Genomic DNA, 14,927 nt, shown 5'->3' with positions numbered 1-14,927 from the left:
GGCCCCATGAAAATCAAAAAATTAAATATATTAGCGTTCCTATTATTAGCAGGGACGCTTAGTAATACAAGTTGTACCAAAGATTTTGTGGCGATTAATACAGATCCCATCTCTTATGGTGCTACAAACTTTGACCCTAATTTTGTGCTATCAACTGCACAATTAACATATACTGGTAGTATAGACTTTGCTTACGAAACCTGGCGCATCAACCTCATATATTCAGGGACTATGATGCAGGGACTGTCTACAGTGATTAGTTACTGGGCTGGCGACAAATATTTGTTAACACCCTGGTACACCTCTTCGTATTGGGAGAGAGCCTACGAAGAACAAGTAAAGCCGATTGTAGATGTAGTGGAAATGACCCGTGGCAATGAGAAATATAAAAATGTACATCAAGTAGCTCGGATTTGGAAAGCGCTCATATTTGCTCGGATCACAGACCTATATGGTGATGTTCCTTATTCAGAAGCTGGTCAAGGGTATTACAAAAAGGTTCTGTCTACGAAATATGACAAACAGCAGGAGATCTATATGGATATGCTGAAAGAGCTGGAAGAAGCTACCAATGCCTTAGATCCTAATGCGGATAACATTACAGGGGACTTAATCTACAAGGGGGATCTAGAGAAATGGAAACGCTTCGGCAATTCTTTAATACTACGTCTAGCTATGCGATTGACCAAGGTGGATGAAAACACAGCAAAGACCTATGCGACTAAAGTAATAGGGAAGACCCTAACTGGTAATGCCGACAATGCCTTTGTGCAACATGACGAAGCCGGCGCTCGCGTTACACAAAACCGTAATAGCCAGGTATTGGTGGGTGATGGTGGTTCTGAGCATTACTATGTCAAATGGTCGGATACATTCATCAATGCATTGAAAAGCAGTAACGATCCGAGAATAAAAGTGGCTGCAACACAAGTATGGCCTAATGTGGGTGTAAAAAGTTATAAGAACATCAACCAGAACTATCTGACAGATCCGGCTCTGCAAAAAGGAATGCCTAACGGTAAAGACCTAAATAACAATCAATTGTATGCTATATCCTCGCATCCGTCGTACACATCCTTCCCAGAGTACTCATCACCGCATCCTGGAATGATCAAACCTGATGGTGTAACCTTCATATTAACCTATGCTGAAAGTGAATTATTACTCGCAGAAGCTGCGCAAAGATGGGGAATAGGAGGTTCTGCAGCTACGCATTATGCCAATGGTGTAAAAGCTGGAATTACATTTTTGGGCCAATATGATCCCAAGTTGGCTATCTCCGAAAGTGATGCCAACAGCTTCGTCGCGGCGAATCCCCTAACAGATGGTCTTAAACAGATTAGTACACAGTATTGGATACACCATAACACCGCTTTAAATTTCTATGAGTCATGGTTTAACTGGCGAAGGACAGGATATCCTTTGCTAACCCCAGTAGTCTATCCGGGAAATGCGACGAACGGCACTATACCTCGGAGACTACCTTATCCAACAGCGGAAGAAGCTACCACAAATAGTGCTTACTATAAAGCTGCTGCCGCTGCTGTACCTGGGGGAGATAATTTGAGTGGTAGAGTATGGTGGGATAAACAATAAAATTATGCGTTTTTATATATTAATAGTTGGGACGTGTCTGATCATGTCTTGCCAAAAGCAGGCGAGTAGCTTAATGGGAAGCTATAGACTTATTGAAAGTACAACAATAAAAGATGGGGATACCGTCTATGTACAAGTCGATAGTGCCAAAACGGAAATGATTAAGGTGATTAATGCAACGCATTTTGCTTTCTTTAATCACGATAAAAATCAAGGGAAAGATAGCACTACGCTATTCGTAAGTGGTGGTGGCAGGTATCAGTTAAAAGGAAACGAGTATACGGAAAACTTAGACTTCTGTAGCTATAGACCCTGGGAAGGTAAACAGTTTAAGTTTACGATATCTTTGAAGGGAGATACGCTAACACAGCAAGGTAAGGAAGAGTTGCCTGAGCTCGGCATCAAGCAGCATATCACTGAAAAATATATAAAAATCAGGTAGTTAATAGGGTGGTAGGCCTGCTGTAATGGCAGGTCTACTTTTTTGCCTACCTTCTATAATTACAGCTACCGCCATAGGCTGAACAACCTAAATTCAAAAAGGATATAACTGCAAATATTAATCCTAGTACAACAAATATCCATTCGTTGCTATGTAGGCCTTGAGCCGCAACGATAAGCCCCAATGCTATTCTAAACACACGCATAAAGGTCCAGTTCTTTAAAAACAATTCTTTCATCTCTTTATTAAATTGATAAATAATTCGGTACCTGCTCGAGCCGGAATGCTGTTATAACAGCATTCAAAGCGATCAAAATCAAAATTATCTGCGAACAGGGATTGATATTCCAATAGGCTGCCACCAAATGGTGGTCCCTGATCTTCAAACTCTCGGTCGAATAAAACGCCCACCAGACGTCCTTTTTCATGAAGTAAACTCGTCATCTTTGCAGTGTACTCTTGACGTCTTGAAACCGGTATGGCACAAAAAAATGTTTGTTCCAAGATTAAATCGAATTGCCCTTGGTAAGTAAAAAAATCGGCACAGACAAATTGCAACCGGACATCGCTTTTGATAACTTGCTGTGCATTGGCAATAGCAGTAGGTGAAATGTCTAATACTGTGACATTGTTAAAGCCATGATCCATTAGCCATGCTGCTTCATAGGCGTTGCCGCATCCCGGAATAAGAATAGCCGCGTCTTTATTGGAATAATTTTCTGCGTACCGCACAATAGCAGGCGAGGCATAGCCAATGTCCCATCTCGTTTGTTTATCCTTCCATCTACGCTCCCAATAGAAAGCGTCAAGTTCAATAAGCTGTTCTTCCATAAATATTACAATATCTTGCTCTGGCAGATAAAATCTGTTCGTGGAATCTCTGTTTGTTTGATGGCATTGTAACCTCCTTCCACTTCACTAAAGTTACGATATCCCCGTGCTTGGAGAATACTGGCTGCTATCATACTTCTATACCCACCGGCACAATGTAAATAAAAGTGTTCTTTGGGATTTAGATCCTTTATCCAATCATTAAGATAGGCTAGAGGCTTGTTATAGGCTTGGTCTACATGTTCGGCTGCGTACTCACTCTCCTTGCGGACATCTATGATTTTATCTCCATTAGGTTTAGCTTCCACTGCAAATTGCTCCGCAGTAATTCTATTAACGGTATCAACCTCTCTTGCTTCTGCCTTCCAAGCATCAAAACCTCCTAAAAGATAGCCTACGACGTTATCGAATCCTACCCGGCTCAACCGAGTTACGGCTTCTTCTTCGCTGCCAGGATCTACTACCAATAAAATCGGTTGTTTGACATCAACGATCATTGCTCCGACCCATGGTGCAAAATCGCCCTTAAGTCCAATATTGACTGACTGTGGAATAAAACCTTGCGCAAATACTTCGCTGGATCGGGTATCTAAAATTAAGCTCCCCGTGTTTTCAGCCATCGCTTCAAACTCTGTCGGAGATAATCCACGTAATCCCTGTGCTAACACATTCTCAAAACTATTATACCCCTGTTTATTCATCGATACATTCATTCCAAAATAAGCTGGGGGAGGAAGCAAACCATCTGTAACAGCTTTGATAAAAGCTTCTTTAGAAGGCTGGTTCAATGCATAGTTTACTTTCTTCTGGTTACCCAAACTATCCATAGTTTCTTTCATCATGTTTTTTCCGCATGCTGAACCTGCGCCGTGAGCAGGATAAACCATAATCGTGTCAGATAAGGGAAGTATCTTAGTATAAATACTTTCATACAACATCCCTGCTAATTCTTCTTGTGTCATGCCAGCTGCCTTCTGCGCCAGATCAGGACGTCCCACATCCCCCAAGAAAAGTGTATCTCCACTAAAAAGGGCTTTTTCGACGCCATCAGCATCTGATAAAAGGTATGAAGAGCTCTCTAAGGTATGTCCGGGGGTATGTAACACTTTGACCTTAGCATCACCGATCGTAAAAACTTGATTATCCGCAGCGATAATAGCCTCAAAAGAAGGATTGGCCGTAGGTCCATACACTATCTGAGCACCGGTCTTACGAGCAAGATCAACATGACCACTAACAAAGTCGGCGTGAAAATGCGTCTCAAAAATATACTTGAGCTTTACGCCGTCTTTTGCGAGAAGATCCAAATAAGGCTTTGTCTCCCGCAAAGGATCAATAATAGCCGCTTCTCCATTAGCGACAATATAGTAAGCGCCCTGCGCCAAACATCCTGTATAAATCTGTTCTACTTTCATTTATAAATAATTATGTTATGATCCGTCAATTGATAGATCAGTCTGTCTTTTCAGCTAATAGATGGAACATCCAAACCGGGTTTAGCGAGCTCACGAAATAAATATTTTCGTTAATATCTGTGCATTTGTGCTACGTCTGGATATTTCATACTTTGATATCTTTAAATTCTAGAAATAAATTTCCAATCCGTGGAAAGTTAATAATTATGCCTCACTAATCTGTCTTTCCTACGGTAAAGTTACAACGAATATACGGGTCTCACTGTGACTTATGTTACATTACCCGTTACGGCTTATCCTTGTTTGCTTGTTGTCATATTTGTGTCGGTAGTTATTCCACAATAAGTAATATAGCTATCTTTACAGTTCTAAAATATCAAGCTATGGAGCAAATGAAAATCGAAATATGGAGTGATGTAATGTGCCCATTCTGTTATATAGGAAAACGAAAGTTGGAAAAGTCATTGGAAACACTGCCCAATAAGGATCGTATCGAAATAGAATGGAAGAGCTATCAGTTAAATCCGGATCTGCAAACCGATACGACGATTGGTATTGACGACTATTTGGCTAGGCACAAAGGAATGAACATAGAACAGGCTAAGCAATTAAATAAACAAGTGACTGAGATGGCTGCTACGGAGGGCTTGACGTATAATATGGACAAATCTGTGGTAGCAAATTCATTTCGTGCGCACATGTTTGCGCATTATGCAAAAAAACACGGTAAGCAATTGGAAGCGGAAGAGTTATTATTTAGAAGCTATTTTACCGATGGTAAAAATGTGGATGATCTAGAAACGTTGAAGGAACTTGCCACAGCGTTGGAGCTAGATAAAGAGGATATGGCAGCAGCTTTGGAACGTGGGGAATTCGAGGATGAAGTGAAGATGGATATTCATGAAGCCAGACAAATTGGCGTGACGGGTGTTCCTTTCTTTGTCTATGACCGTAAATATGCTATATCTGGAGCTCAACCTCAGGAAATGTTTGAACAAACCTTAGCGAAAGCTCTTTCTGAATGGTCTGATAAGAATACGATTCAGCTTGTGGCAGATCAAAATGCACCAAGCTGCAACACTAAAGGTTGTGAATAAAAGAATAGTTTCGGATTGGATGAGAGATGTCATTCAATCCGAAACTATTTTATTAAAACAGGTCTAAATCAGCGTTAAAATTTTTGTCCCAAATATAATTATCCCAATAAACAGGGCGACGATAGCTGCTGTAAGAACCGCAGCAGCGGCTAAATCCTTTACTTTCTTGATCACTGTTCTTTTTTCAGGGGAGACAAAATTGGCAAGATATTCAATCGCTGTATTTATCAACTCGGAGCTTATTACCATTGCTATAGCCAACAAAATGGCAATCCACTCAAATGTATTGAGATCAAACAAAAACCCTAAAATCAGGGCTAAAATCGCAGATACAAGATGAACTTTGGCATTAAACTCTTCTTTAAATAGAATTTTGAACCCATTAAGAGCATACTTAAAACTATCTATTCTTTTCTTGAACTCCGACATAGCAGTACATTTAGGCAGAACGATACAAATCGTCAAATAAGTTCTTATACTTTTCCAAAATCACCTTTCGCTTCATTTTGAGAGTCGGCGTTAGCTCACCACTTTCTATGGTAAACTCTTCCGTCAAAATTATAGGCTTCTTAATCTGTTCCCAATTTCCAAAATGTTGATTGGCAACCCGAATTTCACTATTTATTTTCTTCAAAACAACCTCTTGCTTAAGGAACTGCTCTCTCGACATCTTCACTATATCTGGCGCATTTTTTCGGCTCCATTCTAATAGATTAGAATAATTTGGAACAATGTACGCTGATGCAAATTTTTGTCCATCACCAATTACCATTGCCTGTTCAATAAAGGGCGATTCTACAAGTCGCTTCTCGATAGGCTGAGGGATCACGTACTTGCCTCCAGATATCTTGAACATCTCCTTTTTTCGATCAATAATCTTGATAAAGCGATCCTCCTCAAGAACAGCAATATCTCCCGTATGTAACCAACCATCGACAATGGTCTTATTGGTCTCCTCTGGATCTTTGTAATATCCCATCATCACATTAGGCCCTTTGACCAGTATTTCACCATCTGAGGCCAACCTGACCTCAACATACTTTACCGGAAGTCCGACTGTGCCTATTCGAACTCCGTTGATGTAATGATTCACTGCGATAAGGGGAGATGCTTCGGTCATTCCATACCCTTCATAGATCGGAATACCTGCTGCTAGAAACATGCGGGCAAGTTTATTATGTAAAGATGCAGACCCCGACGCAACTGTTATAAGATGTCCGCCTAATGCTTCATACCATTTATTTAAAACTAGCTTTCGGGCTAAAGATAACTTAAAATTATAAAGTGCACTTCGCTTAGCTGGGTTCGGATCGTAGCTATCAGCAACATCTACAGCCCACTCAAAGACTTTGCGCTTCAATCCTGAAAGTTCGTGCCCCGTCTTCATTATCTTCTCGTAAACCTTTTCCAATATACGTGGTACTGCGGTCATAATATGAGGCTTCACCTCGCCTATATTTTGTCCTATCTTTTCTAAGGATTCTGCGATATGAATCGTGATTCCTATATACATATAGGTATAAATAACCATCCGCTCGTAGGCATGACAAGGAGGGAGAAAGGTAAGTCCGCGATCAAAAGCCTGACAAGGGGTGATATCTCTAGCCGACAAGACATTGAAAATAATGTTATCGTGGGACAACATCACACCTTTGGGTTTTCCTGTGGTGCCTGAAGTATAAATCAAAGTCACTAAATCCGTTGATAGAACATTATTTCGGCAAGTATTCAAAATATTAATATCTTTATCCAATCCCAAATTTTTTAACTCAGACCAGTTTCTGACATCTGGAGATTCAGCCATACAAAAGATATACTTTAAGCTATAAATCCCGGATTTTAGATTGTTAATTCGGTTATATAACGTCTTATTCCCTACAACACAAAGCTTTACCTCGGCATCATTGAATATATATTGATAATCTGTATCGGTAATATTTGGATACATAGCTACGACGACTGCGCCTATCTGCTGTATGGCAAAATCCATTATGTGCCATTCGACGCTACTATCCGCAATCAGTCCTACTTTTTCACCAGCTACAACTCCTAGTTCCAACAATCCCAACGACAAATTATCCACTTGGTCCAAAAACTCTTGGGTACTAAGATAATGCCACTGACCATCTAGTTTAGACCCAAACATACGTAAATTAGGATATAACTCAATCTGACGCCTTGCCAAATCAAATAGTCTTAAATTCTGTTTTTCTATCATACATTAAATAGCATATTCGCAAGAAACAAAATACTAATGTGAATTGATCTTATTCTTGTGAAGCAAAGTTAACAAATAGACAGCTTCTCAAATAATAATGAAATAAAAACATTTTTAATTTATTTTAATAATCAGCTAACTGATTTTGATTTAATTTATATTTTTACTGTTTCGTAATCAAATATTAAATCTATGGACTTTTTAAATGGCATAAATGCCCTAACTTTAATTTTCGTTTCACTACTCCTATTTGCTATAGCCTATCGTTTTTACGGTGTTTTCATGGCAAACAAAGTATTACGTTTAAACAGCAAAAACATTACTCCGGCTCACGAATTTGCTGATGGTCAGGACTATGTATCTACGAATAGGAATGTGTTATTTGGGCATCATTTCGCTGCTATAGCAGCAGCCGGCCCTCTAGTTGGACCTGTTTTAGCCGCTCAGTTTGGCTACTTACCAGGTACACTTTGGATCTTGATAGGTTGCGTGTTAGCAGGAGGCGTACATGATATGATTGTGCTTTTTGCTTCGGTGAGGCACAAGGGGGAGAGTTTAGCCTCCATAGCTTACAAAGAAATTGGTAAAACAACAGGTACGATCACGGGAATAGCTGTACTATTCATCCTGATATTAACACTTGCAGGTCTCTCTTTAGCTTGCATAAGCGCAATGCATGAGGCATCGTGGTCGCTATTTACTGTAATCATCACCATGCCAATTGCTATATTAATGGGCTTGATTATGAGATATCGTAATAATTCGGTAACTCTAGCGAGCATAATTGGTGGACTATTACTTATTGTAGGTATAATTGGGGGACATAACTTGATGCAATATGATACTATCAGCAATTTATTTCATTGGAATATTAATACCATATCGATAGCTATCGCCATATACGGATTTCTCGCTTCTGTACTCCCAATGTGGTTATTATTAGTGCCAAGGGATTATCTATCCACCTACCTAAAAATCGGAACGATATTAATGCTTGCGATAGGAATTGTGTTCGTACAGCCCACTGTACAGATGCCTGCTGTCACGGAGTTTGTATTTGGCGGGGGGCCAATTATAGGCGGCCCGGTATTACCATTTATTTTTATTGTAATTGCCTGTGGAGCTATATCAGGCTTTCATGCAGTTATTGCCACCGGGACTACCCCGAAAATGCTAGCAAATGAAAGAGAAATTCTATTTGTAGGCTATGGCGCAATGCTTGTTGAAGGTTTTGTCGCGCTGATGGCTCTTATCGCAGCGTGTACCCTGATGCCGGGGGATTACTTTGCAATAAACACACCTATAGCTGCTTACGAGGACTTTATAGCAAAGCACCCTGAATTAATTACAGTAGATCTGAATCATTTTATGGAAAAAATTGGTGTAGATCTACATGGCCGAACAGGGGGAGCTGTATCACTAGCGGTAGGTATGGCACATATTTTTGACAATATCCCATTTATGGACGATGTAATGGCCTATTGGTACAATTTTGCAATTATGTTTGAAGCTGTATTTATTCTGACGGCAATAGATGCAGGCACCCGCGTTGGACGTTTCTTTCTTCAAGAAATGTTGGGTAATGTGGTTCCACAATTTAAGGATAAGAATTGGATACCCGGAATCCTTATCAGCAGTTTTTTATTCACTTTCGCTTGGGGATATCTGGTGTACACAGGAAACGTAAGTAGTATCTGGCCTTTATTTGGGATAAGTAACCAACTTTTGGCAGCATGTGGACTTATAGTGTGTACTACAATGCTTCTACGCATGGACAGGGGGAGGTACGCATTATGCACAGCGATCCCTGGAATATTTATGGCAATTATTACGTTCTGGGCCGGATATGAGCAAGTTTTTAACACATACATACCCAATAGGCAATACTTACTGGCTTCATTGGCTGTATTTGCAATGATTCTGATGTCAATTGTTTTCGTTGGTGCATTTATAAAATGGTACAAATTACTCAATATGTCCGCTAATTATACCGACTTTTATAATGAAAAAGTAAAAGAGATTGTTAACAGATAAAAGGAAAAGCCCAATAATATCGCACATATTATTGGGCTTTAGGAAGTATATTGTAATTATAAGTGATTAATAAAAAATCTTTTACAATCTAATATTAGTCTATCAAAACTTGTGCCAAAGACAAATAACTTAATTAGACCACAATAAAATCCCACAAAATGAGATCATATGTGGCAAAACCTCTACCTATTTACAATTCACGCTATAAATTTCCATACGTAGGAAAGCTCGGATCAACAATGCGTTTCCACGTTTGATTTTTTTTGATGTAAGCAAATACGTAGGGACAGTAAGGCATTAACTTTCGCCCATCCTGTTCGATAAACGTTAAGGTTTTCTCGACCAGGATAGCTGCTGCACCTGTCCCTTTTAATTCAGGAGCGGCTTCAGTATGTATTAGTGCAATCCTTTCTCTAGTTTCTTTGAAATCAATAAATGCTAAATGACCATTAACTTCAATTTCAAAGCGATGATCTAAATCATTTTTTACCAACGGAGTCTGCTCTATTTCTGATTTCATGGCGTTTACTTATTTAATACATACCAAAATTACGACAACACGATACTACAATAGTTAAGGTATATTAAGAAAAAAATCTCTATTTTTTACCGATCCTATATAGTTTCCCTCCATCTGTAATCGTGTACAATGCTTCATCAGCTCCTTGAACAATATCGCGGAATCGTTGACCTTCTCTACTGAGCAACCTTTCTTCCCCAATCACTTTATTGTCTCTAATCACGAGTCGTGCAATATGCATACTACTTAATCCAGTTATAAATAGATTGTTTTTCCATTCAGGAATTGCAGATCCTGTATAAAAAGTTATTCCAGAAGGCGATAACACAGGGTCCCAATAATAAACAGGTTGTTCCATGCCTTCTTTTTGTTGGATAGGAGGAGTACCGATTTGCTTACCCGAATACTCAATGCCATAGGTAATGTCTGGCCACCCATAGTTTTTGCCGGCTTCTACGCGGTTGAGTTCGTCACCACCTCTAGGTCCAAACTCTGTTTCCCATAAATCCCCAGTCTCCGGATGAAAAGCGATACCCTGTGGATTACGGTGTCCATAAGAATATATCTCTGGGATAGCAGTGGTATTTCCTTCAAATGGATTATCTGCAACAGGTTTTCCATCGTTGGTGATCCGCACAATCTTACCGAGACTAGTTTTTAAATCCTGTGCCATAGGGCGCGTTTTCAAATCAGACCGCTCTCCGGTCGTGACAAAAAGATTTCCATTTTTATCGAAAATAATTCGTCCTCCGTAATGAAGATTACCTTTAAAGACCGGGCCTGCACGATAGATGACGACTGCATTTTCTATAGCTTTATAATCGTTAGCCAACCGCCCTTTGGCTACTGCTGTCTGATTTCCTGCAGAAGACGGCTCAGCAAAGGTCCAGTACACCATACGGTTGGTCGCAAACTGTGGATCTAAAGCAACGCCTAACAAACCTCCTTGTCCGCCAGTGTCAACCTTTGGCAAACCGGTGATAGCTTCACTCAATTTACCCTGCTTATCTACTATACGCATATTCCCTTCCTTTTCTGTGACAAGGAATCGTCCGTCTGGTAAAACAACAATCCCCCAAGGAGATTTCAATCCCTCGGCGATAACTCTGCCTTCAAAGGGGGTATTTGTTTTTACGCCCGGCACTCTTGTCTGCCCCACAAAGGCAGGCTTGTAGTCGGCGTTTGCCTTTTGAGTTTCAACAGGGGCTAAGGTGCTGTCTGCTGCGTTATCAACATTTTCGTTTGCTGTACCATTATTACAACTTATGCCTACCAAAGTTGATGAAAGCAAGGCTAGTGAAAGAATACTTTTCATATGTATATAATTACTTAATGAGCTTGCAAGCTCTGTTTGTTTCTTGTAATCACAAACGAAATGAATACTACTGTACATCGTTTGTAGACGAACGATTATTTCAGCACAATAATTTCCTTATGCTTTAATAACTGCCTATAGGTAAGTGCGTCACACATACCTTGGAAATCTTTATGATGCGGAGCGGGCAACAGTACTTTAATCTCTCTATTTTTTATTGGAATAAAATAAAGTGCACCCTGCGTCTCTGATTTCTCATTGACAATCATCGTGTATTTCTCAACAGGTCGGTCCAGCATATTTGCTTGCTGTAGATTATTTACAATTGTATCTAACATCCGTATTATTTACTTCCTTTTTCTTCGTGGAAAACTAGTATCGGTGTGTTCGAATGAAACGCGAACTTATTGGATAGACTAGAATTGATTAATCTATCGAAGAAATTTCTATTCCGTTTGACAATAGCTAAAAGATCAATGTTATTCTCTTTCAGAAAACTATTAACGGTGTTTTCAATACTTTCTTTCTTCTCTAAAAAGACAAAATCTAGTTTCTTACCTTGAAATTTCTTACTCCAGTCTTCTCCATAAAATAAAGCGTTACTTGGGTTACTGGTATCTTCCATCACATGGGTACAATAAACTTCTGCCTCAAATAGCGCTGCCATATCAACAACTTCTTCTAAAGCTGCGACATCTTTCTCCTGGAACAACGTAGTAAAAGCTATTTTCTTTATAGGGGAATATTTTGCTCCTGCTGGTATAGCTAAGACTGGCTGCCGTATATTTTGTATAACCGCTACTGTATTGGTACCTACAAACTTTTCTGTTAAGCCAGAAGCGCCATATGTCCCCATAACTACCAACCGTATCTCTTCTGTTTTCACGACTTTCCTGACGCTACTGACAACAGTACCTTCCTCAAACAGAAACACTAATCTACTGCTATCCAAACCATTTTTTTCTGCCAGTTCGTGAAGTGCAGGGGCCTGCTTTTTGAAATAATCAAACTTAGATAACTCAACTTGTTGATATACATCGGCCAACATCTCTGGCTGTCCTGCGTGAGTGGCAGACAATACCGGTGTAACATAAGAATACAGCACAAATAATTTAGCATCAAGCTGATTTGCAAGACGCATAGCATATAAGAACGCATTATTTGCTACATCTGAAAAATCCGTGGGAAAAAGTATATGTTTCATCTCAGTAAATTGTTTGAGTCTATAACGACATGACTTCATCAGAATGTTCTATAAAGATGATTTTGCCGCCTTTTTTATTTTAAAATTAAGCAAAAAGAAACAAAGACTCAAGAGCTAAGATAAATATACATGGAAACATTTATTTTGCTGTAGCGATCTTCTTTTTATATTCGTTTTCTATCGAAAAGGGAATTTTAAGTAGAATGAAGACTTTATGATTGGTATTATTGGGAATAAATTACATAAATTAGATAACTGAACACCAGATAAGTCTTACGTGAATATATTGCCAAAATATTTCCAAAAGAGAACACCTTTAACGCTAAAGTCCGCTTTGGAGGAATGTGTATTGGCCGATACCGAACGAAGCAAGTCTTATATCTACAAAAAGTTTTATGGGTATTTAATGGCTGTGGCTCTACGTTATGTTAAAGAAGAAATGGAGGCCGAGGACGTGGTCAATGAGTCATTTGTAAAAATATTTAGAAAAGTCAAGGATTTTTCTTTTGACAGTGATGAGCAGGTCATTGAGAAGACATTTAAAGCTTGGATGGCACGCGTAACAGTGAACACATCGATTGATAAAATCAGGGCCAAGAAGGAAACTTATGCTTTGGACGATGTACATGACGGGGAACTCTTACATCATGCAGTAAATTTATCTACGAGACTGGAAGAAAATGATATATTGAACTTGTTGTATGAACTTCCAGAAATCCAACGCTCTATATTCAACCTTTATGAAATTGAAGGGTATTCGCATGAAGAAATCAGTCAATTATTGAATATACCGGAAAGTACTTCAAGAACTTATTTGACACGAGCTAAAGCCAGATTAAGAAAACTTTATACAGATCAATTTTCTGTATTGGACAATATAAATCATTCTTAAAATTAGACAGAATGAAAACTGAGAAAGAAATAATCGATGAAATTGTAAATCGGCTTAAGTCACAACCTGAGCGTGCATATAGACCCGGCGCTTGGGAAGGCTTTAACGATCAATATGGTAATCGTGCGAAAAAAATCCAGCAGATATCACGTTGGGCTGCGAGTGTCGCTGCTTGTCTGTTAATTGGAATAGGATCGGTATACTATATCAGCGACACTACAAAACCGACCGTCTCCAGAGAAAGTGAAGTTGCCTCGACGAGACAAACACCGATCGACGAGGATAATGTAGCCCCGTTAAATACTCCGATGCACAAGGAAGGTTATGATACCGCGCCGTTAGCTGAGAAAGGAAACACAGCTAATGCCGCCGATAACGCTATTGGAAATAAAATAGTATCTTCCGATAAAAATAGTACTGTAGACAGATTTTTAGCTCTCTCCGTTGTATCTGATGTAATCCGGAACATCAATGCACGAATTAATATTTCGTCTAATGAGCTCAATCCATTAAGCGATGATAATAGAAAATATTCATCTATTGGTACAGATCCAGTGTATCCGCATTCCATTAATAGGGATCAACTTGCCCTAGCAACATCATCTAACCCTAATTCTGACTTAAAGATTCGTGAGGTCGAAAATATAACACAAAATAAACGGGTTCGATTTGGCGATAAATTTGACTTGGCCTTGTTTGTATCTCCATACTCGACCGGAGATAAAATGAATGTTGGGGGAGGACTTACATTCGCCTATAATCTTACAAATAAACTTAGTGTTCGCACGGGAGCTTCCTACAATTCCTATGAAATGGGTATGCTAAAAAACCCTACCGAACCAAATAGTTATGAAGCTGTTATAGTAAACAACAACTCTGATGCAAGTAAAAATATGGCTGGTTTGGCAGCACCGCAAAGTAGCAGAATGATCATCCCTAATATAAATGCGGTAACTGGTATTGTTCAGTCTGTCGATGTGCCTATTGAAATGAAGTATAATGTAGGTAGATCGCTGTATGCTGTAGCGGGAGTTTCCTATTCGGCCATCATAGGACAAGAAAGGAATGCGCACTATGTAGAAAATGTCAATACGGAAACATTTTCTCACGGATTTCCGGAAAATGAAAAACAGATTCAAACGGCAGTAAAGGCTGTCACTAAGACAGTAAAGTCTGCAGAAAAAAATGTTTCAACAGATGGTTTCAATGGTTTTGTTAACTTTTCGATAGGTAAAAAAGTTAACGTCAACAACAGATTTGGTGTATCTATAGAGCCTTATCTAAAAATTCCAATCGGCGAGTACCGGAGAGCTGATATGGACTATACCAATGGGGGGATCCGTATTATGACTAACTTTTAGGT

15 protein-coding genes are annotated in these 14,927 nt (G+C 39.3%); 6 read left to right on the top strand and 9 right to left on the bottom strand.

The window, feature by feature from the left end; translation table 11 throughout:
- The first annotated feature begins 6 nt into the window (after positions 1–6).
- Together G7B18_RS11760 and G7B18_RS11755 are read left to right on the top strand one after the other, a co-directional pair.
- Positions 7–1,596, top strand: a complete 1,590-nt coding sequence (locus G7B18_RS11760; protein WP_164112511.1) for a SusD/RagB family nutrient-binding outer membrane lipoprotein — start codon at positions 7–9, stop codon at positions 1,594–1,596.
- Between the two features lie 4 nt (positions 1,597–1,600).
- The gene (locus G7B18_RS11755) at positions 1,601–2,038 is read left to right on the top strand and encodes a hypothetical protein (RefSeq protein ID WP_164112510.1); all 438 of its coding nucleotides are present in this window, start codon (positions 1,601–1,603) and stop codon (positions 2,036–2,038) included.
- A 46-nt stretch (positions 2,039–2,084) separates the two neighbouring features.
- Here the strand turns inward: G7B18_RS11755 and G7B18_RS11750 are convergent, their stop codons facing one another.
- From G7B18_RS11750 to G7B18_RS11740, 3 genes are read right to left on the bottom strand one after another with little or no spacing between them, the layout of a single operon-like run.
- Complete coding sequence (locus tag G7B18_RS11750; protein ID WP_164112509.1) at positions 2,085–2,276, bottom strand: hypothetical protein; 192 nt, start codon at positions 2,274–2,276, stop codon at positions 2,085–2,087.
- Positions 2,273–2,869: a methyltransferase domain-containing protein gene (locus tag G7B18_RS11745; RefSeq protein ID WP_164112508.1), complete on the bottom strand. Its 597-nt coding sequence runs from the start codon at positions 2,867–2,869 to the stop codon at positions 2,273–2,275. The genes G7B18_RS11750 and G7B18_RS11745 overlap by 4 nt, the downstream gene beginning before the upstream one ends.
- A gap of 5 nt (positions 2,870–2,874) precedes the next feature.
- Positions 2,875–4,284 carry an MBL fold metallo-hydrolase gene (locus tag G7B18_RS11740; RefSeq protein WP_164112507.1) on the bottom strand — a complete coding sequence of 470 codons (1,410 nt, stop codon included), beginning with the start codon at positions 4,282–4,284 and terminating at the stop codon, positions 2,875–2,877.
- 383 nt (positions 4,285–4,667) lie between these two features.
- Between G7B18_RS11740 and G7B18_RS11735 the strand changes: the two genes are divergently transcribed.
- On the top strand, positions 4,668–5,381 hold the full coding sequence (locus tag G7B18_RS11735) for a DsbA family protein (RefSeq protein WP_205600254.1): 714 nt from the start codon (positions 4,668–4,670) through the stop codon (positions 5,379–5,381).
- 63 nt (positions 5,382–5,444) lie between these two features.
- Here the strand turns inward: G7B18_RS11735 and G7B18_RS11730 are convergent, their stop codons facing one another.
- Both G7B18_RS11730 and G7B18_RS11725 read right to left on the bottom strand, forming a co-directional pair.
- Entirely contained in the window at positions 5,445–5,810 is a 366-nt protein-coding gene (locus G7B18_RS11730) for a diacylglycerol kinase family protein (protein ID WP_164112506.1), read from the bottom strand.
- Between the two features lie 10 nt (positions 5,811–5,820).
- The gene (locus G7B18_RS11725; protein WP_164122670.1) at positions 5,821–7,599 is read right to left on the bottom strand and encodes an AMP-dependent synthetase/ligase; all 1,779 of its coding nucleotides are present in this window, start codon (positions 7,597–7,599) and stop codon (positions 5,821–5,823) included.
- A 192-nt stretch (positions 7,600–7,791) separates the two neighbouring features.
- Here G7B18_RS11725 and G7B18_RS11720 point away from each other — a divergent pair, with 192 nt between their 5' ends.
- Complete coding sequence (locus G7B18_RS11720) at positions 7,792–9,633, top strand: carbon starvation protein A (protein ID WP_205600354.1); 1,842 nt, start codon at positions 7,792–7,794, stop codon at positions 9,631–9,633.
- A gap of 202 nt (positions 9,634–9,835) precedes the next feature.
- On the opposite strand, the gene G7B18_RS11715 is transcribed toward G7B18_RS11720, so the two are convergent.
- The 4 genes from G7B18_RS11715 to G7B18_RS11700 form a co-directional block, all read right to left on the bottom strand.
- Positions 9,836–10,153 carry a GNAT family N-acetyltransferase gene (locus G7B18_RS11715; protein WP_164112504.1) on the bottom strand — a complete coding sequence of 106 codons (318 nt, stop codon included), beginning with the start codon at positions 10,151–10,153 and terminating at the stop codon, positions 9,836–9,838.
- A 79-nt stretch (positions 10,154–10,232) separates the two neighbouring features.
- Positions 10,233–11,468, bottom strand: coding sequence for a PQQ-dependent sugar dehydrogenase (locus G7B18_RS11710; protein WP_164122668.1), 1,236 nt, complete (start codon positions 11,466–11,468; stop codon positions 10,233–10,235).
- Between the two features lie 95 nt (positions 11,469–11,563).
- Complete coding sequence (locus G7B18_RS11705) at positions 11,564–11,806, bottom strand: hypothetical protein (RefSeq protein ID WP_164112502.1); 243 nt, start codon at positions 11,804–11,806, stop codon at positions 11,564–11,566.
- Between the two features lie 5 nt (positions 11,807–11,811).
- Positions 11,812–12,672 carry a universal stress protein gene (locus G7B18_RS11700; RefSeq protein ID WP_164112501.1) on the bottom strand — a complete coding sequence of 287 codons (861 nt, stop codon included), beginning with the start codon at positions 12,670–12,672 and terminating at the stop codon, positions 11,812–11,814.
- 277 nt (positions 12,673–12,949) lie between these two features.
- Between G7B18_RS11700 and G7B18_RS11695 the strand changes: the two genes are divergently transcribed.
- The gene (locus G7B18_RS11695) at positions 12,950–13,564 is read left to right on the top strand and encodes an RNA polymerase sigma factor (protein ID WP_164112500.1); all 615 of its coding nucleotides are present in this window, start codon (positions 12,950–12,952) and stop codon (positions 13,562–13,564) included.
- An 11-nt stretch (positions 13,565–13,575) separates the two neighbouring features.
- Positions 13,576–14,925 (top strand): outer membrane beta-barrel protein, encoded by a 1,350-nt coding sequence (locus tag G7B18_RS11690; RefSeq protein WP_164122666.1) that lies wholly within the window; start codon positions 13,576–13,578, stop codon positions 14,923–14,925.
- Positions 14,926–14,927 lie beyond the last annotated feature (2 nt).

The organism is Sphingobacterium sp. xlx-130 (assembly GCF_011007405.1).
In the GTDB taxonomy this organism is placed as follows: domain Bacteria; phylum Bacteroidota; class Bacteroidia; order Sphingobacteriales; family Sphingobacteriaceae; genus Sphingobacterium; species Sphingobacterium luzhongxinii.
Note: the sequence above shows the minus strand (reverse complement) of the source record. Positions and strands in the feature narration are given on the sequence as shown.